The sequence below is a fragment of the Amycolatopsis sp. cg5 genome, from assembly GCF_041346955.1.
In the GTDB taxonomy this organism is placed as follows: Bacteria; Actinomycetota; Actinomycetes; order Mycobacteriales; family Pseudonocardiaceae; genus Amycolatopsis.
In genome coordinates, this window is the sequence record NZ_CP166849.1 from 548618 (window position 1) to 570060 (window position 21443).

At 67.9% G+C, this 21443-nt stretch carries 21 protein-coding genes; 8 read left to right on the forward strand and 13 right to left on the reverse strand.

Annotated features, from left to right (window positions below):
• Nucleotides 1-32: 32 nt before the first annotated feature.
• Together AB5J62_RS02840 and AB5J62_RS02845 are read right to left on the reverse strand one after the other, a co-directional pair.
• The gene (locus AB5J62_RS02840; RefSeq protein WP_370946513.1) at nucleotides 33-263 is read right to left on the reverse strand and encodes a hypothetical protein; all 231 of its coding nucleotides are present in this window, start codon (nucleotides 261-263) and stop codon (nucleotides 33-35) included.
• Nucleotides 256-1521: a PspC domain-containing protein gene (locus AB5J62_RS02845; protein ID WP_370946514.1), complete on the reverse strand. Its 1266-nt coding sequence runs from the start codon at nucleotides 1519-1521 to the stop codon at nucleotides 256-258. Before AB5J62_RS02845 ends, AB5J62_RS02840 begins: the two co-directional genes overlap by 8 nt.
• Nucleotides 1522-1735: 214 nt before the next feature.
• Here AB5J62_RS02845 and AB5J62_RS02850 point away from each other — a divergent pair, with 214 nt between their 5' ends.
• Both AB5J62_RS02850 and AB5J62_RS02855 read left to right on the forward strand, forming a co-directional pair.
• Entirely contained in the window at nucleotides 1736-2983 is a 1248-nt protein-coding gene (locus tag AB5J62_RS02850) for a PspC domain-containing protein (protein WP_370950156.1), read from the forward strand.
• On the forward strand, nucleotides 2980-3654 hold the full coding sequence (locus AB5J62_RS02855; RefSeq protein ID WP_370946515.1) for a response regulator: 675 nt from the start codon (nucleotides 2980-2982) through the stop codon (nucleotides 3652-3654). Before AB5J62_RS02850 ends, AB5J62_RS02855 begins: the two co-directional genes overlap by 4 nt.
• A gap of 67 nt (nucleotides 3655-3721) precedes the next feature.
• Here the strand turns inward: AB5J62_RS02855 and AB5J62_RS02860 are convergent, their stop codons facing one another.
• The gene (locus AB5J62_RS02860) at nucleotides 3722-4645 is read right to left on the reverse strand and encodes a DMT family transporter (RefSeq protein ID WP_370946516.1); all 924 of its coding nucleotides are present in this window, start codon (nucleotides 4643-4645) and stop codon (nucleotides 3722-3724) included.
• 101 nt (nucleotides 4646-4746) lie between these two features.
• On the opposite strand from AB5J62_RS02860, the gene AB5J62_RS02865 reads away from it, so the two are divergent.
• Genes AB5J62_RS02865 through AB5J62_RS02875 form a run of 3 tightly spaced genes read left to right on the forward strand, consistent with a single transcriptional unit; the run spans nucleotide 4747 to nucleotide 7225 of the window.
• Nucleotides 4747-5649, forward strand: a complete 903-nt coding sequence (locus tag AB5J62_RS02865) for a LysR family transcriptional regulator (protein WP_370946517.1) — start codon at nucleotides 4747-4749, stop codon at nucleotides 5647-5649.
• 4 nt (nucleotides 5650-5653) lie between these two features.
• On the forward strand, nucleotides 5654-6628 hold the full coding sequence (locus AB5J62_RS02870) for a sigma-70 family RNA polymerase sigma factor (protein ID WP_370946518.1): 975 nt from the start codon (nucleotides 5654-5656) through the stop codon (nucleotides 6626-6628).
• A 60-nt stretch (nucleotides 6629-6688) separates the two neighbouring features.
• Complete coding sequence (locus AB5J62_RS02875) at nucleotides 6689-7225, forward strand: dihydrofolate reductase family protein (RefSeq protein WP_370946519.1); 537 nt, start codon at nucleotides 6689-6691, stop codon at nucleotides 7223-7225.
• Nucleotides 7226-7236: 11 nt separating this feature from the next.
• Here the strand turns inward: AB5J62_RS02875 and AB5J62_RS02880 are convergent, their stop codons facing one another.
• The 7 genes from AB5J62_RS02880 to AB5J62_RS02910 form a co-directional block, all read right to left on the reverse strand.
• Nucleotides 7237-8259 (reverse strand): serine/threonine-protein kinase, encoded by a 1023-nt coding sequence (locus AB5J62_RS02880; RefSeq protein WP_370950157.1) that lies wholly within the window; start codon nucleotides 8257-8259, stop codon nucleotides 7237-7239.
• Between the two features lie 10 nt (nucleotides 8260-8269).
• On the reverse strand, nucleotides 8270-9883 hold the full coding sequence (locus AB5J62_RS02885) for a serine/threonine-protein kinase (protein WP_370946520.1): 1614 nt from the start codon (nucleotides 9881-9883) through the stop codon (nucleotides 8270-8272).
• A 199-nt stretch (nucleotides 9884-10082) separates the two neighbouring features.
• Nucleotides 10083-10943, reverse strand: a complete 861-nt coding sequence (locus tag AB5J62_RS02890) for a hypothetical protein (RefSeq protein WP_370946521.1) — start codon at nucleotides 10941-10943, stop codon at nucleotides 10083-10085.
• Nucleotides 10944-11227: 284 nt separating this feature from the next.
• Nucleotides 11228-12454, reverse strand: coding sequence for a hypothetical protein (locus AB5J62_RS02895; protein WP_370946522.1), 1227 nt, complete (start codon nucleotides 12452-12454; stop codon nucleotides 11228-11230).
• A gap of 372 nt (nucleotides 12455-12826) precedes the next feature.
• Nucleotides 12827-13132: a hypothetical protein gene (locus AB5J62_RS02900; RefSeq protein ID WP_370950158.1), complete on the reverse strand. Its 306-nt coding sequence runs from the start codon at nucleotides 13130-13132 to the stop codon at nucleotides 12827-12829.
• Nucleotides 13133-13221: 89 nt separating this feature from the next.
• Nucleotides 13222-13554, reverse strand: coding sequence for a chorismate mutase (locus tag AB5J62_RS02905; protein ID WP_370946523.1), 333 nt, complete (start codon nucleotides 13552-13554; stop codon nucleotides 13222-13224).
• A 117-nt stretch (nucleotides 13555-13671) separates the two neighbouring features.
• Complete coding sequence (locus AB5J62_RS02910) at nucleotides 13672-14076, reverse strand: DUF1707 domain-containing protein (RefSeq protein ID WP_370946524.1); 405 nt, start codon at nucleotides 14074-14076, stop codon at nucleotides 13672-13674.
• 117 nt (nucleotides 14077-14193) lie between these two features.
• On the opposite strand from AB5J62_RS02910, the gene pcrA reads away from it, so the two are divergent.
• The 3 genes from pcrA to AB5J62_RS02925 all read left to right on the forward strand — a co-directional run bounded on the left by pcrA (nucleotide 14194) and on the right by AB5J62_RS02925 (nucleotide 18717).
• Nucleotides 14194-16593 carry a DNA helicase PcrA gene (pcrA, locus tag AB5J62_RS02915; protein ID WP_370946525.1) on the forward strand — a complete coding sequence of 800 codons (2400 nt, stop codon included), beginning with the start codon at nucleotides 14194-14196 and terminating at the stop codon, nucleotides 16591-16593.
• A 243-nt stretch (nucleotides 16594-16836) separates the two neighbouring features.
• Nucleotides 16837-17379 (forward strand): DUF6444 domain-containing protein, encoded by a 543-nt coding sequence (locus AB5J62_RS02920; protein ID WP_370946526.1) that lies wholly within the window; start codon nucleotides 16837-16839, stop codon nucleotides 17377-17379.
• A gap of 105 nt (nucleotides 17380-17484) precedes the next feature.
• Nucleotides 17485-18717: an IS256 family transposase gene (locus AB5J62_RS02925; protein WP_370950159.1), complete on the forward strand. Its 1233-nt coding sequence runs from the start codon at nucleotides 17485-17487 to the stop codon at nucleotides 18715-18717.
• 388 nt (nucleotides 18718-19105) lie between these two features.
• On the opposite strand, the gene AB5J62_RS02930 is transcribed toward AB5J62_RS02925, so the two are convergent.
• From AB5J62_RS02930 to AB5J62_RS02940, 3 genes are read right to left on the reverse strand one after another with little or no spacing between them, the layout of a single operon-like run.
• Complete coding sequence (locus AB5J62_RS02930; protein ID WP_370946527.1) at nucleotides 19106-20236, reverse strand: erythromycin esterase family protein; 1131 nt, start codon at nucleotides 20234-20236, stop codon at nucleotides 19106-19108.
• 36 nt (nucleotides 20237-20272) lie between these two features.
• The gene (locus tag AB5J62_RS02935) at nucleotides 20273-20611 is read right to left on the reverse strand and encodes a DUF4180 domain-containing protein (protein ID WP_370946528.1); all 339 of its coding nucleotides are present in this window, start codon (nucleotides 20609-20611) and stop codon (nucleotides 20273-20275) included.
• Nucleotides 20604-21443: an alpha/beta fold hydrolase gene (locus AB5J62_RS02940; RefSeq protein WP_370946529.1), complete on the reverse strand. Its 840-nt coding sequence runs from the start codon at nucleotides 21441-21443 to the stop codon at nucleotides 20604-20606. The genes AB5J62_RS02935 and AB5J62_RS02940 overlap by 8 nt, the downstream gene beginning before the upstream one ends.

Sequence of the window (21443 nt, forward strand, 5' to 3'; positions counted from 1 at the left end):
GGTCTTTCCATGTGAGTGGCTTGTCGCCGCGGCTACCGCTTGCTTCGCAGGGACGCGCCCAGCAGCACCAGCCCGACGAAGACCGCCACCCCGGCCATCAGCCAGCGGAAGTCGAAGTTCGGCAGCCAGGACGCGCCGTCACCGAGCACGAACCCGGAGACCATCAGCGTCAGCAGGCCGAAGACGAAGGTGACCAGGTCCAGCCCGCGGCGCGGTTTCTTCTCGACCTGCGGCTCGTCGTAGGTGTATTCGTTCTCAGCCACGGGACACCTCCACGTCACCAGCGCCGTTGTCGACTTCCAGGTGGATCTGCAGGCCGCCGACGCCGTCGGTGCCGTTGTCGGAACCGGTGATCGCCCGCTGCGCGACGCCCTGGGAGTGCTTGGTCAGGCAGTCGGCCTGGCCCGCGCGGGACTTGCAGCTGTACGTCACATCGGCCGTCGCGGGCAGCAGCACCGTGGTGTTGCCCGCGCCGTTGCTGACCTTGACCGTGACCGGGTGGTCGGCGGTCAGGTTGCGGAAGTCGAGATCGATGTTGCCCGCCGAGTGCCGGTACACCGACTTGAGTTCCGCGGCTGTGGTCGGCGACGCGGTCAGGTCCCCGTAACCGCCCTGGTACTGGTTGAACGGGATGACCGTGATGGCCATGCCGACGATCGACAGCGGAATCGCGAGGCCGATCAGGCCGCGGCCGCCACCGGCGAACGAGCCGACGAGCAGCCCGAGGCCGACCACACCGAGCGTCAGCCCGATGATGTGCTGCAGCGAGAAGTAGCTCTCACCACTCATGTTCAGCGCGACCCCGGTGCCCGCGGTCAGCAGCGCGACGCCGAAGGTGATCAGGCCGACCCTGGTCTTCGGGCGCGGTTCACGGACCGGCGGCTGGGCAGGCGGCGGTGCGTGCTCGACGACCGGCTTCGGGTCGGGCAGGTCCCAGCCTTTCGGCTCAGCGGCCAGCGGGTCCCACGACGGGGGCGCGGCGGCGCTGGTCGGCATCGCGGTGGTGGTGTCCGACATCGAGAACGACGCCTCGGCGCCTGACGGCACCGGACCGCTCCACGCGGCGGGGCGGTTGAGCTGACCGCGGTTGCGGTGCAGTAGATAGAGCGCGGCGATCGCCAGTGCGTAGCCGAGTACCCCGCTGCCGCCGAACCAGTCGCCGCTGAGCGACCAGCCCGTGGTCGGGAACAACGCGATGATCAGCACCACGGTGAACCCGGTCGAGGTCGTGCTGTAGCCGCGCCCGATCATGCTCTCGAACGCGGAAACCTGGTCTCGCTCGTCCGGGAAGAACAGCCAGCCGAGCACGTAGAGCACCAGGCCGACGCCGCCGAACACGGTCATCGCGACCAATGCCACCCGCACGACGACCGGGTCGAGGCCGTAGCGGTTGCCGAACCCGGCGGCCACGCCCGCGATCTTGCGGCCTTCGACCGGCCTGCGTGGTCTGCTGGCCACGAAGTCTTTGACTGTCTCTTCGAAGCCGACGTGCGGCTTCTGTGTCTGCGTCTCGCCACTCATGGTGAAAATGATGCGTCACTGGGGCAGGCCCCCACATCGGGGAACGACCCTGAGTTGTCCCTGACCAGCTGATCGGGGGTCCATCGGTGGTGCGGGCACCACCGACCCTGAACTACCTGGATCGGGGGCTTCCCTGATGAATCGCGGCGCACACCATGTGACCATGGGTGACGTGGAGAAGCAGGAGATCCAGCCAGAGGCGCCGACCGCGGTGATGGTCGCGCCAGACGGGCCGCCCAAGATGTTCCGGCGCAGGTCCGGCCGCGCGCTGGCCGGTGTCGCGGGCGGGCTCGCCGATCACCTCGGCGCCAAGGTGCTGTGGGTGCGGCTCGGGTTCGCCATCCTCGCCGCGCTCGGCGGCATGGGCTTGCTGGCGTACGGCCTGCTCTGGGTGTTCGCGCCGCAGGAGTCGGAAGAGAGCGCCGCCAGGCACAAGCAGCCAGCCAAGGAACGCCAGCAGGCGTTCGGGCTGATGGCGCTCGGCGTCGGGCTCGGGGTCGCTGGCGGAACGGTGACCGGCGCGATCAGCGGCTGGGTCGCGGTGCCGCTGGCACTGGCGCTGATCGGTGCGGCCGTCGTCTGGCGTGAGGCCGACGAGTCGCAGCGGCGGCGGTGGCGCGACGGCGCCAAGGACGGTTTCGTCGGCGCGTTGTTCGGCGGCGGCGGCTGGTCGGCCGCGGTCCGCATCCTCGCGGGTGTCGCGCTGGTGATGACCGGCATCGGCGTGGTCGTGCTGCGCGACAGCAGCTTCGACCAGGTCCAGTTCGCGTTGATCGCGGTGATCGCGACGCTGATCGGCGTCGCCGTGCTGACCATCCCGTTCTGGCTGCGGATGGTCCGCGACCTGTCCGACGAGCGCAAGGCGCGCATCCGCACCGACGAGCGCGCCGAGATCGCCGCGCACCTGCACGACTCCGTGCTGCAAACGCTTGCGCTGATCCAGAAACAGGCCGACTCGCCCCGCGAGGTCGCCCGGCTCGCGCGTGGCCAGGAACGTGAGCTCAGGGCCTGGTTGTACGGGCCGTCCGGCTACGGCAAGCCGGCCGAGTCCGCGCCGAACGGCCGGTTCTCCGAGGCGCTCGCGGCCGCGTGCGGCGAGGTCGAGGACACCTTCGCCATCTCCGTGCAGCAGGTCGTCGTCGGCGAGGCCGACCTCGACGAACCGCTGATCGCGCTGGTGCAGGCGGCCCGTGAGTCGATCGTCAACGCGGCCAAGCACGCGGGTGTCGAAGAGGTTAGTGTTTATGCCGAGGTCGAGCCGACCGCGGTGACGGTGTTCGTGCGTGACCGGGGCAAGGGCTTCGACCCCGAGGTCGTGCCGGAGGACCGGCATGGCGTCGCCGACTCCATCCGGGGGAGAATGGAGCGCAACGGCGGCACCTGCCGGATCAAGACGGCACCCGGCGAAGGCACCGAGGTACAGCTGGAAATGCCGATGAAGGCGACTAGGGGAGCAGCGTGACGGAGAGCCAGCAGACGCGGGAACCGGTCAAGGTATTCCTGGTCGACGACCACGCGCTGTTCCGCGCCGGGGTGCGCACCGAGCTCGACTCGATCACCGACGAGGTCCAGGTCGTCGGCGAGGCCGGTTCCGTCGCCGAAGCGGTGGCAGGCATCGTCCGCACCAACCCGCAGGTCGTGCTCCTCGACGTCCACATGCCCGACGGCGGCGGCGCCGAGGTCCTCAAGCGCGTCCGCCCCGAGCTGCCCGACGTGGTCTTCCTCGCCCTCTCGGTCTCCGACGCCGCCGAAGACGTCATCGCGGTCATCCGCGCGGGCGCCCGCGGCTACGTCACCAAGACCATCTCGTCGAAGGAACTCGTCCGCGCGATCGTCCGCGTCTCTGACGGCGACGCCGTGTTCTCGCCGCGTCTGGCCGGTTTCGTGCTGGACGCGTTCGCCGACCGGCCCGGCTCCGCCCCGATCAGCGACCCGGACCTCGACCTCCTCACGCCCCGCGAGCGCGACGTGCTGCGCCTGCTCGCGCGCGGCTACGCGTACAAGGAGATCGCGTCCGAGCTGTTCATCTCGGTCAAGACGGTCGAGACGCACGTGTCGAGCGTCCTGCGCAAGACGCAGCTCTCGAACCGCTACGAACTCTCGCGCTGGGCCTCGGACCGCCGCCTCGTCTAGAGGTCGTGAGTGTTTAGGCCGGTTAGAACCGGTCATATCACTCACGACCCCAGCGTCGGGCTAAAGCTCAGTCGGCGACGGCGGCGACCGCCAGTGGTGGGGTGGCCGGTGCGACGGCCGGGCGGCGCCGGACCCTGGTCAGCGCGACCCCGCCGAGCACCACGACCATGTCCGCGATCACGCGCAGGTTCAGCGTCTCGCCGAGGAAGAGCGAGCCCAGCAGCACCGAGACCACCGGCAGCAGGTAGCCGACGATCGACGCGGCCACGGCGCCTTCGGACTCCAGCAGCTGGTAGTTGAGCTTGAACGCGATCCCGGTCGAGCCGGCGCCCAGGATCAGCACCGCGATGACCGCGATCGGCGACAGGTGGATCGGGGTCAGCCCGGCCACCGGCACCGCGAACAGCATCATCCCGCTCGCCACCAGCATCTGTGCCGCGGCGGCCGCGACCGGTGAGACGCCGTTGCCGGACAGGTACTTGCCTTCGTAGACGAACGCGAGCGCGTAGCTCGCCGCGGCGATGAGGCAGGCGACCGCGCCCCAGCTGAGGAGGCCGGACGCGTTCCACGGCGCGAAGATCAGCAAAGTCCCGGCGAGCCCAATGGCCAGGCCGAACGCCCGCGCGCCGCCGAGCCGGTCGCCCGTGCCGAACAGCGGCGCGATCAGCACGACCCACAGCGGCGTCGTCGAGTTCAGCACGCCGGTGATCCCGGAGTCGACCGTCTGCTCGCCGATCGCGAAGAGCAGGAACGGCAACGCGTTGTGGAAGAACGCCGCGAACGCGATCAGCAGCCAGAACCGGCGCTGGCGCGGCAGCCGGTCCTTGGCCAGATAGACCAGGCCGACCAAGACGAGCGCGCCGAGCACCAGGCGCGCGAGCACGAGCTGCACCGGCGAGAACGCCTGCAACCCGAACTTGATCCAGAAGAAGCTCGAACCCCACATCAACGCCAGTGCACCCATGCGCAGCAGCGCCTTACCTTCACCCACCCAGTCCTCCTCGAATTCAACTCAAAGCTTGCGGCCACGAAGGAGTAAGGACAAGCGAAAATAACTGCATCGACCCTTAAGCAACGCTGTAAGATCGGGCCATGTTGGACGTTCGCCGCCTGCAGGTATTACGCGCTGTGATCACCAGCGGGTCGATCACGGCCGCCGCGCGCAATCTCGGCTACACGCCGTCCGCGATCAGCCAGCAGCTGTCCACTTTGGAACGTGAAGCCGGCACCGAGCTGTTCGAGCGCGTCGGCCGCGGCATCCGGCCGACACCGGCCGGGACGCTGCTGTCCGAGCACGCCGAGGTGCTCAGCGGGCAGCTCGCGAAGGCCGAGGCCGCGCTCACCGAGCTGAAGAACGGCCGCACCGGCAGGCTCGCCATCCGCTACTTCGCCACCGCGGGCGCCGCGCTCGTCCCGCCCGCCGTCGCGGCCATCCGCGCCGAGTACCCGGGCATCGAGCTCGACCTCAAGCTCACCGAGCCCAACGACCCGATGCCCGAGGTCGAGTCCGGCCGCGCGGACATCGCGATCGTCGTGCTGCCGCGCACCGATCCGGTCGCCAAGGGCATCGAACTCGTCCACCTGCTTGACGACCCGTACCGCGCCGTGCTGCCCAAGCACCATCCGCTCACCCGCAAGCGCGTGCTCGAACTCGCCGATCTCGCCGAGGAACCGTGGGTCGGCGTCGACCTGGTGCCCGGCGCCTGCCGTCAGCTGCTGATGGAATCCTGTGCCGCGGCGGGTTTTTCGCCGAACATCGCCGTCGACGCTGACGATTACCAGACGGCGCAAGGGTTCGTGGCCGCCGGGCTCGGGGTGACGCTGGTGCCCGAACTCGGCCTCGGCACCCCGCATCCCGGCGTGACCATCCGCAAGGTGCGCCATCCCGGGCCGTTCCGGGCGATCCACGCCGCGGTCGCCGCGCACGCCATGGGACAGCCCGCCGTCGAACGGCTGCTGTCGGCCATGCGGCACGCCTCGGCCACCGCCGCGTAGCCTGATGGACGAGCGCACGTTCAGCGAGGCCGTCGAGCGGCATCGCCGCGAGCTGCGCGTGCACTGCTACCGCATGCTCGGCTCGTTCGACGAGGCGGAGGACCTCGTCCAGGAGACGTTTTTGCGTGCCTGGAAGGGAATCAGCGGCTTCGAGGGCCGCTCGACGTTCCGCGCCTGGCTGTACCGGATCGCCACCAACGCCTGCCTCGACGCGCTCGACGGCCGCGCCCGCCGGGTGCTCCCGAACGACTTGGCACCGCCGTCCCAGCCCGACGTCGGCGAGCCGATCCGCAACGACATCCCTTGGCTGCAGCCATTTCCGGACCTCGCCGCGCCGAGTGAGTCCCAGCCGGACGTCCAGATCGTCGCCAAGGAGACGATCGAACTCGCTTTCCTGGCCGCGATCCAGTACCTGCCGCCCCGTCAGCGTGCCGTGCTGATCCTGCGTGACGTGCTCGGCTGGTCGGCCAAGCAGACCGCCGATCTGCTGGACGGCACCGTCGCGTCGGCCAACAGCGCGCTGCAGCGCGCCAGGTCGACGCTCAAGGAGCGGTTGCCGGAGCGCAGGCTTGACTGGTCGGCTGAACCCACCGAGCACGACATGGCGGTGCTGCGGCGCTACATGGCCGCCGTGGAACGCGCGGACGTCGCCGGGGTGTCCGCGCTGCTCGCCGAGGACGTCCGCACCACCATGCCGCCGTACCCGATGTGGTTCGAAGGCCGCGAAGCCGTCATCGGCGTGCTCGCCTCCGGCTGGGACACCAGCGCGCCGCACTACGTCGGAAAGCTTCGGATGGTGCCGACGCGCGCGAACGGTCAGCTCGCCGTAGCCGCTTACGTCCAGCTCCCCGGCGAGACCGTTTATCAAGCCTTCGCGATCGGCGTGCTGGTGATCGCCGACGGCCACATCGCCGAGATCACCTCGTTCCACGACCCCGGCCTCTTCCCGGCGTTCGGGCTGGACACCGAGCTTCGATGAGTTTTCCGGCGCGCGGCCGTCTCAACGTCCAGTAGCGGTGAAACCACTGGGAGGAAGACCATGAGCAAGCTGCTGTATTCGGCCGCGATGTCGCTGGACGGGTTCATCGCGGGCGCGGGCGGTGACATGTCCTGGCTCAACGATCACCCCGGCAAGAACCCGATCGTGGCCGAGCTGATCGAGAAGACGGGCTCGCTGCTCATCGGCGCCCGCACGCAGTTCGGCGACGACCCGAACCGGGACACGCCCAACGAGGGCCCGTTCGGCGGCGCCTGGCACGGTCAGCAGTTCGTGCTCACGCACAACCCGCCGTCCGCCGCCGTGCCGGACACGACCTTCTGCGACGACCTCGAAACCGCGGTCACGGCGGCGAAAGCGGCCGCGGGCGGCAAGTACGTCACCATCCTCGGCGCGAACGTCGCGAAGCAGTGCCTCGAAGCCGGACTGCTCGACGAGATCGCCGTGACCATCGTGCCCTCGCTGCTCGGCGACGGCGTGCGCCTGTTCGAGCACCTCGGCGGCACTACCATCAAGCTCGAACACGTCGACCGCACGCTCGCGCCGAACGGCACGAACATCTGGCTGCGCGTCGCCTAGACGAAGAACAGCTAGACGAAGAACAGCTCGACGATCAGCACACCGACCAGGATCGCGACCACCACGGCCACCGCCGGGATCAGCCACTTCGGCTTCGCCGAGGCTGGTTTCGGCGGCTGTGGTGGCGCGGCGGGCCGCTGCTGGAACGCCTGGTGCGGTGTGCCCGGATGCTGGATCGCCGTCGGCGCGGGCACCGCGGTGCCCGGCGGGGGCGTAGCAGGCGCGACGGGCATGGTCGGCATCGCGGGCGCCGTCGGCGGCACGAACGCGGTCTTGGTGTCGCCGTGGCTGATCGCGTTGAGCGCGCGGACGGTGTCGTTCATCGTCGGCCGGGTGACCGGGTCCTGCCGCAGCATCTTGCCCAGCGCACCGGACAACGACCCGGCGTTGTCGATCGACGGCGGCCCGCCCTGGCCGTTCTCACCGAACGGCGGCACGCCTTCGACGGCCGTGTACAGCGTCGCGCCCAGCGAGAACACGTCCGAAGCAGGCGTCGCGGGCAGGCCACGCGCCACCTCGGGCGAGCGGTACGCGGGGGTCGGCCCGCCACCGGTGATGCCGATGTCGGTGAGCTTGACGCCGCCGTCGTCCGCGAGCAGCACCGTGCCCGGCTCGAGCGTGCGGTGGATGATGTTCGCCGCGTGCAGCGTCGCCAGCGTCGAGCCGAGCTGGATGCCCAGCCCGGCGGCCTGCTCGGGAGTGAGCCTGCCGTGCTCGGCCAGGAACTGCGCCATGCTGCGCGACGGGATGTACTCCATCACGATCCACACGTCTTCGTCCTCGTGGAAGACGTCGTGCACCGTGATCGCGCACTTGTGCTCGATCTTGGCGGCGTTGCGGCCTTCGAGGAACGCCTGCTCGCGCGCCTGCGCCGCCTGTTCCGGCGTCAGGCCGGACGGGATCAGGAGGCGTTTCATCGCGACCGTGCGATGCAGCCGCAGGTCGAGCGCCAGCCACACGATGCCCGCGCGGCCACGCCCGATCGGCTGGTCAAGGCGATAACGCTCGCCGACGACAGAACCTTCGGTACTCACCACAGATCGATCATCCACCTGCGGGCGTAGAGGTCGTGTCTGATGACGGTGGCGTCGTCGTCGACTTGGAGGTCGTCGTCTTGGAAGTCGGCGTCGTCTTCGTCGTTTCCGGCGGCGTCGTCTTGGTCGAGGTCTTCTCCGAAGTCGTCTTTTCGGACGAGGTCGTCTTCTTGGTCGTCGTCTCCGTCGGAGTGGTGCTCTCCTCCGTCGGCGGCGTGTCCGTGGTCGACGGCGACGACTTCGGGGACGACGGCGCCGAGGTGCTCGGCTTCGTGTCGGTCGTCGCGGTGCTGCTGCGCGGGCTGAACACCCAGATGCCCATGGCGATGAGCCCGACCAGCACGATGCCGCCGATGATCGCGGGCTTCTTCCACGCGCCCGGCTTCTCTTCGTCGTCCTTCGCGGCCGGTTCCGCGACCGGACGCCGAGGCGCGGGCGGAGGCGGCGGCGCGGGCTCGTCGTCGAAGTCGTCGTCGTAATCGTCGTAGTCCGACATCGGGACAGCGCGCGTCGCGTTCGGCCCAGGCGGCGGGCCTGCGGGCGGAAGCGCGGTCGTCCGGTCGAAGCCGGAGTCGTACGCGGCGTTGTCGTAGTCGTTCTGCGGGTACGAGCCACCGTCGTCGTAGTCGTACTCGTTGTCGTAGAACCCGCCCTGGCGCGACTGGCCCGGCTGGTCGAGCAACGTGCCGGAGTGGCCGTTCTCGCCCTCGAACAGCTGCGTCGAGCCGGGCGCGGGACCGCCGAGCACCCCGGCGACCGGCGCCAGGTGCGTCGCGTCGGCGGGACCGCCGAGCGGGGTCTCACCGCGGGCGACGGCCGCGAGCAGCTCCTCGCACTCCTCGGCGGTCGGACGGTGGTGGACGTCCGGGTGCAGCAGCACGGCCAGGACGCTCGCGAGCGGCCCCGACTGGCGTGGCGGGTCGATCTGCCCGGCCGCGACCTTGTGCAGCAGGCTCAGCGTGTTCTCGCTGAGCCCGAACGGGGGCTGGCCTTCGCAAGCCGCGTAAAGCGTCGAGCCGAGCGAGAACACGTCGGCCTCAGAGCCGGGCTCGCCGCCGATGGCCACCTCGGGCGCCAGGTAAGCGGGAGTGCCGGCGATCATCCCGGTCTTGGTGACCGTGACGTCGTCGGTGGCACGGGAGATGCCGAAGTCGGTGATCTTCACGATCCCGTTGCCGCCGAGCAGGATGTTGCCCGGCTTGATGTCGCGGTGCACGATGCCGACCGCGTGCGCTTCCTTCAGCGCCGCCGCGATCTGCGCGCCGATCCTGGCGACCTCGGTCGGCTGCAGCGTGCCCTGCTCCTGCAGCACCTGCGCGAGGCTCGTCGACGGCAGGTACTCCATGATCAGGCAGGGCTGGCCGAAGTCGTCGGTGACGACGTCGAACACGGTGATCGCGTTCGGGTGATGCAGCCTGGCGGCGATCCGGCCTTCGCGCATGGTGCGCTGGCGGGCGTCCTCGGCGTCGTGCTGCTCTAGGCCTGGCTGAAGGAGCAGTTGCTTGACCGCGACCGTTCTGGCGAGAACCTCGTCGTGTGCTTGCCAGACGGCGCCCATGGCGCCGGTACCGATCCGCCGCACTATGCGGTACCGATCGGCGACCAGGCGACCCTCGTCGCTCACGCGACCTCCTTCAGGCTCCGTCTCGCTGCGGGTTCGGTTCCCGCAGAGGGCAAGCGGCGACCGTGGTGGCGCGCCACACGACCAGGAGCGTAGGCACATCTTGTGGCCGGTGTGTCGGCTTTGCCGAGACCGACTCGTGACAAGGCTAAGCGCTCACTCTGCGCACACACATCCGGCACGCATTGAGAGGCGACCTTGATCACATCTGCTGTGCCGAAAGCAGCTTCACTTCGGAGATGAGCCCGCTCGTGCTCTCCGCCATCCGGAGCAGCTGGGTGACCCGCAGGTTGCCGCCGTCCGGCTCGCGCATGGTGACCACCGCGATCACTGAACCATCGGGCTGAACCGTGGCTTCCAGCACCTTAACCGCGTCCATCGAGCTCCAGGCGCGGACCAGGTCGCCCGGTTCGGAGCCGGCGAGCAGCGGATCGAGCAGCGACAGCGCGCCCGTCGGGTTGAAGTCGATCATGTCGTAGAACTTCTTGACGATGTCGAGTTTCTGGGCGGGCGCGGCGGCGGCCGCGACCTGCGGCTTCGCCGTCGAGGGCGCGCCGCCGGTACGTTCCGTGGTCGCGGCGCCGGTTTCGGCGGCCTGCACGACCGCGGGCGATCCGCCGTCCGGCTTGGCCTGCTTGGTGGCGCCGGAGGCACCCTGGCCGCCGGACACGGGGTCCGGCACGGCGAAGCCGCCGAGCGCGGCGGCGCCTGCCGGCTCGACCACGGTGGGCACGTTCTGCTGCTGGCGGTGACCGGCGAGCGAGGCGGCGGCGATCACCGAGCCGGTGAAGAGCGACGCGGCGACCAGCAGGCCGCCGAGCTTGGCGCGCCTGGCGAGGCGGCTCTCGGTCTGCTCGGGTTCGAGCTCCTCCGGCTGCGGCTCCGGCTCGCCCTGCGCGCGGGGCGGGACGAACTTCTGGGGCTCGCGGAAGACCTGCTCGAGGTACTCGCGGTCGACCCGGGTGTCATTGAGGAAGTCCGCCGGGACGATGTCCTCGATGCGGATGGTGTCGACGGTGTCGGATCGGACCGGCTCGCGCCGGGTTCCTTGCCGATCGTGCACGGGTTTCCTCGCGCTTTCTGAGCCGGTCTCGCTCTGCTGTCAGGGGCACGGGCGATTTCTCGCCCCCGGCCGGTTCGGCCGTTCGGTGTAACTCGGTCGTCTTGGTGGACGCGCCGAACCACTGACATCAGGTAACCCTGGGAAACGGGAGCTAACCAGCCCCGGTCGCCGGAATGCGTTCGTGGAACGACGAACGGCACTCTATGTCACCCACCCGGACCAGGAAAAACCGCTTACCGCACTGCACGTGCACGGTATTTGTGCGGCTGCACGTGCAAATGCCGTTACCGACCGTCGCTCTCGATCTTGGCATCGTCACCGAATGTCAGCGTGCGCGTTTCCAGCGTCCTGCTGCCATCCTTATGGGTGACCTCGACGGTATTGATGGTTACTCCGCGATTCTGGTCGATGCTGATCTTCTTCACTTGGAAGTACGCGACATCGGCGTATTTCTGCGCCAGCGCCTGCGGTCCTTGGTCACGCAGCTTGCCGGTGGTCACCGAGGACGCCGTGTTCGGGTCGTCGGCGACGGTGTTGAAGAACTTCTCGGTGTTGTCGCCCATCGCCTGGCTGTCGATCGGGAACGAGTACCAGGGCGCGGAGGTCGTGGTCCGCGCCGGCGGGGTGGGTTCCGGTTTCTGCGGCGCGTTCGGCACCGGCGCGCCGGTGGTCGCCGGACCGCTGCCACCGACGGGCGCGGCGGGCGGCATCATCCCGCCGTCACGCGGGGCGGCCGAGGGTGCGGGCTTGTGGTCGCCGGTCGAGGCCTGGTTCTTGCCACCACCCGCGGAGGGCTTGGCGGCGGGCGTGGCCTGCGGCGTCGTGGTCTTCTGGTTTTCGCTGGTCGCCTGCTGCCCGCCGCGGTAGCCGGGCCAGCTCTGGTTGGAGGCCTGGTTCTCGGCCGGGCTGCCGACCAGCAGCGAGCCTGCGAACAGCAGCGCGACGACCACGCCACCGGAGGAGATCGTGGCGAACCAGGCCGCCTTCTTCCAGGTCTTCGGCGGGGTGACCGACGCGGGCACGGAGCCGAGGTCGAAGGTGCCGAGTCCGTCGGGCTCCGGCGCCAGGTAGACCCGGACGTCGTCCTCTTCTTCCCGGCGCGGCGGGCGCACCGGCTGGGTCATCTTGACCTTGGTGCGGCGGCTGGCCTGGTCCTCGACCGGCTTGGGCGGTGCGACGACGACCGGGGTCTCCGCGGTCATTTCCTCCACGCGGGGCTGGGGCAGCGGCGCGGCCGGGCGGCGCAGCGGCCGCGGCACCGGCGGCCGCGGCACGGGCAGCTCGCCTCGGATGGGGAGAAAGCCATAGTCCGTCTTGACCGGCCTGGTCTGCCGCTCGGCGCGGGGAAGCGAGCCGCTCACCGAGGGATAGAAGGGATTGTCGTCGTGGAGCTCGTGCCGCCCGTGGTCCGGATGAGCGGTGACCGCGGGAGTCCAGGTCCCCGCGCCGTTACGCCGATGCCGCCCCCGTGCGTCCAGAGGATCGCCGAAGGAGTCCGCCCCGATGCTCATGCTGGATCGACCCCCCTCACTCTGCGCCCTGACGCGGTTACCGTCAGACTTAAGCCGAACGGACCAAGCGAGCGGGCATCGGAACGAGCGGAATATCGCGCTGAATACCGAGCAAATGCACGCGCACGCGACGGTAGACGCGCCGGGCCGCTGGCCGGGCGCGTCTCGCGGGCATCGCCCGACCCAGACGCGAGGGTCCACACGCCATTCAGACTAAAAGCTGAATGGGCCATTCGTCTCGTTAGTTGTGCAAGTTGCAGATCTTTCACTCTGACGGGCGCGGCTAAATGGGCCGCGCTTACTCAGAGAGATGATATGCGGTTCCAAACGATCCGTTTTGTCCGAATTTCTGCGATTTTCCGCTGTTCGCGATTACCCGCCGCTGCGATAACGGGCCTGAGTCGACTGCAGTGACTTGGTCGCCACGGCGCCGCTGCCGGCGGCCAAGATGATCGCGAGGATGTCCATCCCGGTGCCGCCCGCGGTGAACAGCCACGCGACGAGCGAGACGGCGGTGGTGCCGCCCGCGAGCGCCCAGCGGCTCTTCACGTACTGGGCGATCGGCGCGCCACCGGCCCGCTTGTTCGCCGCGTTGTTGAGCATCGCGAGATAGCCAAGGTGCCCGAGGGTGGCCAGCACCCCGGCGATCGCGACCAGGATGGCGATCAGATTGATAATCATGCGACCAGTCTGCCCGCAAGGTGTCCGGTTCGTCCTAGGGGTTCACCCTGATTTGGCCGACCGTGCCCGCAAGGTTATGCGCGCTCTCAGCGGCCGAGCCTGCCGCGGCCGAGGTTGAGCAGTGCCATGGCGAGCTGACGGCCGTCGGGGCCGAGTTCGCGGTAGCGGGCGAGCACGTCCATCTCTCGGTTGTAGACGATCCGGGTCCCGCCCGCGGCCATCCGGGCGGCGCCGATGGTCTTCGAGACCTCGACGCGGCGCTTGATGAGGCGGAGGATCTCGGCGTCCAGCCAGTCGATCTCCTGGCGGAGCGCGTCGATCTCTTCGGCGGTGTGCTCGGCGTCGGGCGTGTCCTGCGTCTGAGTGTTCATCGAGACCTCTCTTCGGTCCTGATCATCCTCGGAACCCTGAGCAGACAAAAGCCCCGGGTCCGAGGACTCCGGGGCTTCGGGTGATTCGCTGGGAGGCACTACGCGATCACGGGAGCCGGAGTCCGGGGCCCGTAAAAAAATCGCTCAGCGTGGTGCCGCATGTGATCAGTATGGCACAGCGGCGGCCCGGCGTTCCCTTGCGCCTCGGAGGCGTGCGTGCGCCGCCAAGCTCACTGCCAGCCAAAACATCGGCGCGATCGGCCAGAAGTACGGCACATCCGAAGTAGCCCACCTGATCAGGAAGATCACGGAGAGCGCCACCGCGAAAGCGGCGTGGACGCGCAGCGCCGGATGCGGTGTGAAGCGTCGTCGTGGCGGCGACGGCTGGGGGAGATCGGCGGTGAGCGCGGTCAGCTCGTCGGTGTACTTGACGGCGTAGACGGCACCGAGCCGTTCCTCTGTCTCTTCGAGTGTCAGCCTGCCTTCGGTGACGGCGGACTGCACGAGTGCGGCGACGCGCTCGCGATCGGTGTCGGCGGCGCGGAGTCGATGCGGGATCCGGGTTTCCATAAGACGATCGTCCGCGCGCGAAGTCGATCGCGCGTCGGGCCCGAAGCGGCATCGAAAGCTACGTCCGGTGCGGTAGCCGCGAAACTTGTCGGACGCGCCGAGTAGCGTGGACTCCTGATGGACACCCTCTTCGATCTGCAACCCGAAACCCCGCGGCGGCACGCCGAGCTGCTCGACGACCTCAACGGTGCCCAGCGTGAGGCGGTGACGCACCACGGTGCGCCGCTGCTCGTCGTCGCGGGCGCAGGCTCCGGTAAGACCCGGGTGCTGACCAGGCGCATCGCGTACCTGCTGGCGGAGCGCCATGTGCACCCCGGGCAGATCCTCGCGATCACGTTCACCAACAAGGCGGCCGCGGAGATGCGGGACCGGGTGAACGAGATGGTCGGCAGGCGGGCCAACGCCATGTGGGTGTCGACCTTCCACTCCATGTGCGTGCGGATTTTGCGCCGTGAGGCCAAGACGCTCGACCTGTCGTCGAACTTCTCCATCTACGACTCCGACGACACGAAGCGGCTGATCACGCTCGTGGCGCGGGATCTCGACATCGACCCCAAGCGCTATCCCGCGCGCACGCTCGCGATCCACATCTCGAACCTCAAGAACGAGCTGATCGACGCGGACGGCGCGGCCTCGCAGGCGGCCAACGATCTCGAGCGCCGCGTCGCCGAGGTGTACGCGGAGTACCAGCGCAGGCTGATCCAGGCCAAGGCGATGGACTTCGACGACCTGATCATGCGCACGGTCGAGCTGCTGCAGGTCTTCCCCGACGTCGCCGAGTACTACCGGCGCCGGTTCCGCCACGTCATGGTCGACGAGTACCAGGACACGAACCACGCGCAGTACACGCTGGTCCGTGAGCTGGTCGGGATGGAGACGACCGAGTCGGGCGTGCCGCCCGCCGAGCTGTGCGTGGTGGGTGACGCGGACCAGTCCATCTACGCGTTCCGCGGCGCCACCATCCGGAACATCGAAGAGTTCGAGCGCGACTTCACCGACGCGCGCACCATCCTGCTGGAGCAGAATTACCGTTCCACGCAAACGATCTTGTCCGCCGCGAACGCGGTCATCGCGCGCAACCCGAACCGGCGTGACAAGCGGCTGTGGACCGATTCCGGCGACGGCGAGAAGATCGTCGGCTACGTCGCGGACAACGACCACGACGAGGCCGCCTTCGTCGCGGGCGAGATCGACGCGCTCGCCGACAAGGGCGTCGCGAACTACTCGGACGTGGCGGTGTTCTACCGCACCAACAACCAGTCTCGGGTGTTCGAAGAGATCTTCATCAGACTCGGCCTGCCGTACAAGGTCGTCGGCGGCGTGCGGTTCTACGAGCGCCGCGAGGTCAAGGACATGCTGGCGTACCTGAGGGTGCTGGCGAACCCGGAAGACACGGTCAGCCTGCGGCGGATCCTCAACGTGCCCAAGCGCGGCATCGGCGACAGGGCAGAGGCCGTGGTCGCCACGTACGCCGAGCGCGAGCGGATCTCGTTCGCGCAGGCGCTGCGGGTGGCCGCGACCGGCGACATGCCGCTGATGAACCCGCGCTCCGGCAAGTCGATCACCGGTTTCGTCGAGCTGCTCGACGGTCTCCGCGAGCTCGTCGACGACGGCCAGGAGGTCGCGGACGTGCTCGAGTCGGTGCTCGACCGCACCGGCTACCGCACGGAACTCGAAGAGTCCGACGACCCGCAGGACGCCTCTCGCGTCGAGAACCTGACGGAACTCGTCACCGTGGCAAGGGAATTCACCGAGTTCACGGTCGAGGTCGCCGCCGCGATCGCGAACGACGAGAACGCCGAGCTGGTCGAGGAAGCGGACGCCGGAGTCCCGGCGCCCGGCTCGCTCCCGGCGTTCCTGGAGCGCGTTTCGCTGGTGGCCGACGCGGATTCCATCCCGGACCCCGACGGCGGCGACGACGCGGACGACGCCGGTGTGGTCACGCTGATGACCGTGCACACCGCCAAGGGCCTCGAATACCCGATCGTGTTCTGCACCGGCTGGGAGGACGGGATCTTCCCGCACATGCGCGCGCTCGGTGACCCCACCGAGCTCGCCGAGGAACGGCGCCTCGCGTACGTGGCCATCACCCGCGCCCGCGAGCGGCTGTATCTCTCGCGCGCGATGACCCGGTCCGCGTGGGGCCAGCCGATGAACAACCCGGCCTCCCGCTTCTTCGACGAGATCCCGGCCGAGCTGCTCGACTGGCGCCGCGAGGAACCGGTCTCGCGAGCCTTCGGCGGCACCGGCAACTTCGGCTCACCGCGCGTGGCGACCACGTGGGGCAGCAAGCAACGCTCGGAGTCCACCAGCTTCGGTTCGCCCGCGAAGGGCTGGAAGGACACGGTCGCGCTGAAGCTCGAAGTCGGCGACCGCGTCAGCCACGACAAGTACGGCCTCGGCACGGTGCTCTCCTGCGACGGCACCGGCCCACGCGCCACGGCCACCATCGACTTCGGCGGCTCCGGCAAGGTCCGTCTGATGCTCATCGGCTCCGTCCCCATGGTCAAGCTTTAAGGGCTCGTGAGCGTTGCGGGCGGTTCTAACCGCCCGCAACGCGCACGACCCCCGTACCCCGAGAGTCGGCACGCGTACCTGACGAGTCAGCACGCCCGCCGACCCTTCAGGTACGCGTGCCGACTGCTCAGGTACGCGTGCCGACCCTTGAAGTACCCAGCTCGGTTGGGTCGTGAGTGATACGGCCGGGTAACTAGTCAGGTCTCTGTCACGTGGTGATCGTCGTTCTGCGATGATCACCACGTGGCCGGGAGTGAGCGTCCGTCGTATGACGAACTTGCTGCCTTGGTGGTGGCTCAGGCCGCGGTGATCGCGACGATTGAGCCGTTGCGGGCTGAGCTGGCCCGGATGACCGAGCGGGTCGCGGAGCTGGAACGGCAGCTGGGGACGAACTCGCGTAACTCGTCGAAACCTCCGTCGCAGGACGTGTATGTCAAGCCGGCACCGAAGTCGTTGCGCGGAAAAACCGGTCGTGGCAAGGGAAAACAACCCGGTGCGGCGGGCGCGAACCTGAAGCTGGTCGATAATCCCGACAGGGTTGTCGAGCATGTGCCGTCGGCGTGCTCGGGCTGCGGGACCGGGTTGCGGAACCGGCCCAGTGTCGATGTGGTGCGCCGTCAGGTGCACGACCTGCCCGAGATCACGCCCGTGGTGACCGAGCATCGGCTGCATCAGCGGCGTTGCCGGTGCGGGGTGCTGACCACCGCGGCCGCGCCGGCCGAGGCGAGTGCCCCGGCGTGTTACGGGCCGAACGTGACCGCGGGGCGTGTCACGCCAACTGTGTAGGTCGGGGGTGTACCAAGATCGACCGGCCTGGTGGGCGGTCGGAAGGGACACCGAGTGACGCAGAACACATCGCCTCGTCGCAGTGACGAGGCGGCGGCGCGGCAGCTGGCGGAGACGTTCTCGCCGGAGACGATCGACGCGCTGCTGAAGGACGCCAAAGCGGCCGGAACGCCGATCGACGGCGTCAACGGCTTGCTGAATCAAATGACCAAAGCGGTCCTCGAGCGGGCGCTGCAGGCCGAGATGACCGACCATTTAGGCTATGACGCCGGCGACCCCTCCGGTCGCGGTTCCGGCAATTCCCGAAATGGGAAGTCGACCAAGACGGTGTCGACGATGAACGGTCCGGTCGATATCGAGGTTCCGCGTGACCGGAACGGGTCTTTTGAACCCGCGATCGTGCCGAAGCGATCTCGTCGGATCGGCAACATCGACGACATGATCCTGTCACTGTACTCCCGGGGCATGACCACCCGCGACATCGAAGCGCATTTGCTGGAAGTTTATGGCGTGAATGCCTCCCGGGAATTGATATCGAACGTGACCGATGTCGTGGTCGACGAGATCAAAGCGTGGCAATCACGTCCGCTCGACGAGGTGTATCCGATCCTGTATGTGGATGGAATCCGGATCCGCGTCAAAGACAACGGCGTGGTGACCACCAAAGTCGCCTACCTGGCCATCGGTGTCGACGTGGACGGCCGCAAGCACGCTCTCGGCTGCTGGATCCAGGACACCGAGGCCGCGAAGTTCTGGCAGAAGGTCGTCACCGACCTGCGCAACCGTGGCGTCAAAGACATCCTCATCGCCTGCTGCGACGGCCTGACCGGTCTTCCCGACGCGATCAAAGTGATCTTTCCTGACACGGTCGTGCAGACCTGCGTGGTCCACGTCATCCGCAACGCCTCGAAATTCGTGTCCTACAACGACCGCAAAAAGATCGCCACATCGATGCGCGAGATCTACTGCGCCCCCACCGTCGAAGGCGCCGAACTCGCCCTGGCCGAATTCGACAAGAAATGGGGGCAACAATATCCAGGAGCCATCGACGTGTGGCATAACGCCTGGAATGACCTCATCCCGTTCCTTGACTACCCGCCGGAACTCCGCAAAATCGTCTACACCACCAATGCTATCGAATCCATCAACTTCCAACTCCGCAAAATCACCAAGAACCGCGGACACTTCCCCGACAAAGACGCAGCCATGAAACTTCTCTACCTCGGACTCCGCAACATCTCCAGTCAACGCGGCGGAACATCCGGAACGGGAACACACGGCTGGAAAGTCGCACTCAACACCCTAGCCCGCCTCTTCCCAGGAAGGCTCCCTTTCTGATAACCTGAAAAACGTAAGTAATCACCTCTGACTTACACAGAAATCGTGACAGGCTCATCGATCCCGATGACCACCATGGACATCGCGCGTGTCCTTCCCTGAGACCGGAGACATGTGTGACCGGGCCGGGCTGGTCGGACACACCTCAGTCGAGGTGGGATGTCGTCTAGTCCACGCTTCTATCAAGTCAGGCCAGCCAGGCCCGGAACCCTGACCGCGCTGGACAATTCGTGCTCAAGTCAACCCGCACAGCAGGGGCGACAGCCACATTTTGAATCACCACGCGATCAAGGCCGGACCCTAACCGCCAACCAGGCGGCCACACCACCCTGACACTGAGCCACATTTGGCCTTCCGCTCAATAACCGGCCGTACCACTCACGAGTCCTTATGCCGCGCCGTTGTTGATGTGCAGCAGCGCGTCGGCTCCGTCGACCGTCGCTTGCTCGAGCGGGAAATACCCTTGGCGCGCCTCGATATCGGTCCGCTTGCGACCGGATACGCGGGCCCGCGTCAGACCCCAAGTCCCGATATCGCGTTGCAGCGCGCCCTCGAAGGTGTCCGCGTCAGGCTCCCCCAACCCGATGTCGGCGTTACGCCCCAGGCTGCCGAGCACCACGACATAGCGCTCGCCCACCAGCGAACTCACGATCGAACCCGCAGGCGCCCACGTGAAGTCCCGCCCGCCCAGCGCCCAGCGGCCGAGATTCCGTTGCAGGTGCGCGTTGTTCGCGAAGACGAACGTCGGCCCCCTGTCCGCCTCCGCCCGCCTGATGGCGAACAGGTTCTGGGACATGAACGCGTCACGGGTCGCCATCAGCCGTGACACGCGCGCGTTGACTTCGAGTTTCGCCGACGCCTGCTTGTGATAGCGCAACAAATCCAGGCCTGTGGTGAGGTTCGCCTCGGCCCTGAACCACTCCGCACGCGAAGTCGTCTCGATCAGCTCGGGGCCGCGCCAGTAGAGCGTGGTGAGCATGTCATCGGCGAGCACCCGGAGTTCGCGGGCGGGCACGGTGTCGCCGATCGACATGGCCGGGTCCATGATCGCCTCGGTGCGGCTCCACTGTTCGTCCTCGCCGGCGAGGCTCGCGAAGTCGGTGTCGAGCCCCAGGTAATCGCGGGCGTATTCGAGATACCCGAGCGGGCTCGGCGCGCTGAAGTTCTCCGTGGCCGCGTCGAAACCGTGGAATGCCAAGCGCTCTTCCGCCGGGCGCCCGTCGTTGTACTCGCGAAGCCAAGCGACCAGCAGCCGGTTGTCCTCCGGCTCGCCGAAATTGTGCGAAAAGCCTTCGCTCATAACCTTTTCGAGGGTTCCGACGCCCTCGCGGACATAATCGTCCACAATGTACGCGGCCACGCGGTCGGTCTCCAGCGCGATCGACCGGAAGCCGTGGCCGGCGAGCTGGGGGAACAGCTCGTTGCGAAGCCGCCGGAAGGCCGGCCCCTGATGCGTCGGCTCACCGAACGCCAGCAGCTCACATGACGGGGTTACGAAGTCTCGAATGTCCTGACTCATGAGAGTCAATCGTATCTTTGAACACTCGATTGAGACTTAGCGTGCGCCAGCCAGCCATTCCTGCTCCAAAGTCTCAAAGGAGGAGGTGAACCGCACCTGCCGCCCCTTGTTCGACTCGTAGACGAAGGCCCGCAGCGCGTCCGAGGCCGCCAGGTACTCCGAGATGTCCCCGACGATCACCACGCGCAGCCGGTAGTCCAGCAGCTTCTGCAGGAACTCGCCCGCGATCCGGGTCTCCAGCCGGAAGAAGCCGGCGCCCAGCCGCGAAACCGGGATGACGACCACGTTCGTGTCCGCGCTCAGCGCCTCGCCGACCAGATCCACCGCATCGCGATAGGACCCGAGCACCGGCCCTTCGACGGCGACCTCAAGCATGGACGCCCGCCAAGAACTCGGTGATCACCTTCGTCTGGTCCGGCAGGTAGTGCCCGGCCGACGGCAGCACCTCGATACGAGCCTGCGCCGCCGCCGCGCCCAGCCGCGAGGCCGTCTGCGTGGTGTCGAGCATCTGGTCCCTGGCGCCGACCACGACCAGCATCGGCATTTTCAGCACGCGCAACGTCTCGTCGGAGAACACCGGCAGCGGCTTCGTCCGAGGCTTGAAGTTCTTCGAGATGGCCAGAACGTAGCTCGCGGCCACCGGGTCCAGCTCGGTGCCGATCGCGGTCGCCAGCGCGCGACGCTGCCCCCACTCCCCGAACATCCGCCAGAACAGCGCCTTGAACAACACAGCCATCTTCTGACGCCCGACCCCGCCGGGCGTCAGCAACACCAGGCTCGTCACCTGCTCCGGCCGCCGGGTCGCGAAGTCGAGCGCCAGCCAGCCACCGAGTGACTCCCCGATCACCGTGGCACGCTCGATTCCCAGCTCCCGCAACACATCCGAGAGCCAGAGCGCATACGCGTCGGTGTCCATCGGCGGCCGGGCAGGCGCGCTCAGGCCAGGCTCGCCGATGATGTCGACGGCGTAGACACGATGGTTTCGCGCCCACTCGCCCACCGAACCCAGCCACCGCAACGTATTCGCCATCGAACCATGCAACGCGATCACCGGCGGCGCGTCGGCGGGACCACTCGCGACGACGAAGGTGTCACCCTCGCGGGTCGGGACGGTCAGCGTCTCGTGCTCGACCGGCCACGTCTTCAGCGCCTCACGGTACTTGCCTTCGAGCAGCTGACGACCCGCTTCGCTCTTGTAGATGTTCAT

What these genes read in the sequence shown, in the direction of transcription:
- AB5J62_RS02845 (WP_370946514.1), bottom strand. Translation starts at nt 1,521, where the DNA reads ATGAGTGGCGAGACGCAGACACAGAAGCCGCACGTCGGCTTCGAAGAG.
- AB5J62_RS02850 (WP_370950156.1), top strand. Translation starts at nt 1,736, where the DNA reads ATGGTCGCGCCAGACGGGCCGCCCAAGATGTTCCGGCGCAGGTCCGGC.
- AB5J62_RS02865 (WP_370946517.1), top strand. Translation starts at nt 4,747, where the DNA reads ATGTTGGACGTTCGCCGCCTGCAGGTATTACGCGCTGTGATCACCAGC.
- AB5J62_RS02870 (WP_370946518.1), top strand. Translation starts at nt 5,654, where the DNA reads ATGGACGAGCGCACGTTCAGCGAGGCCGTCGAGCGGCATCGCCGCGAG.
- AB5J62_RS02875 (WP_370946519.1), top strand. Translation starts at nt 6,689, where the DNA reads ATGAGCAAGCTGCTGTATTCGGCCGCGATGTCGCTGGACGGGTTCATC.
- AB5J62_RS02895 (WP_370946522.1), bottom strand. Translation starts at nt 12,454, where the DNA reads ATGAGCATCGGGGCGGACTCCTTCGGCGATCCTCTGGACGCACGGGGG.
- AB5J62_RS02910 (WP_370946524.1), bottom strand. Translation starts at nt 14,076, where the DNA reads ATGGAAACCCGGATCCCGCATCGACTCCGCGCCGCCGACACCGATCGC.
- pcrA (WP_370946525.1), top strand. Translation starts at nt 14,194, where the DNA reads ATGGACACCCTCTTCGATCTGCAACCCGAAACCCCGCGGCGGCACGCC.
- AB5J62_RS02930 (WP_370946527.1), bottom strand. Translation starts at nt 20,236, where the DNA reads ATGAGTCAGGACATTCGAGACTTCGTAACCCCGTCATGTGAGCTGCTG.
- AB5J62_RS02935 (WP_370946528.1), bottom strand. Translation starts at nt 20,611, where the DNA reads ATGCTTGAGGTCGCCGTCGAAGGGCCGGTGCTCGGGTCCTATCGCGAT.
- AB5J62_RS02940 (WP_370946529.1), bottom strand. Translation starts at nt 21,443, where the DNA reads ATGAACATCTACAAGAGCGAAGCGGGTCGTCAGCTGCTCGAAGGCAAG.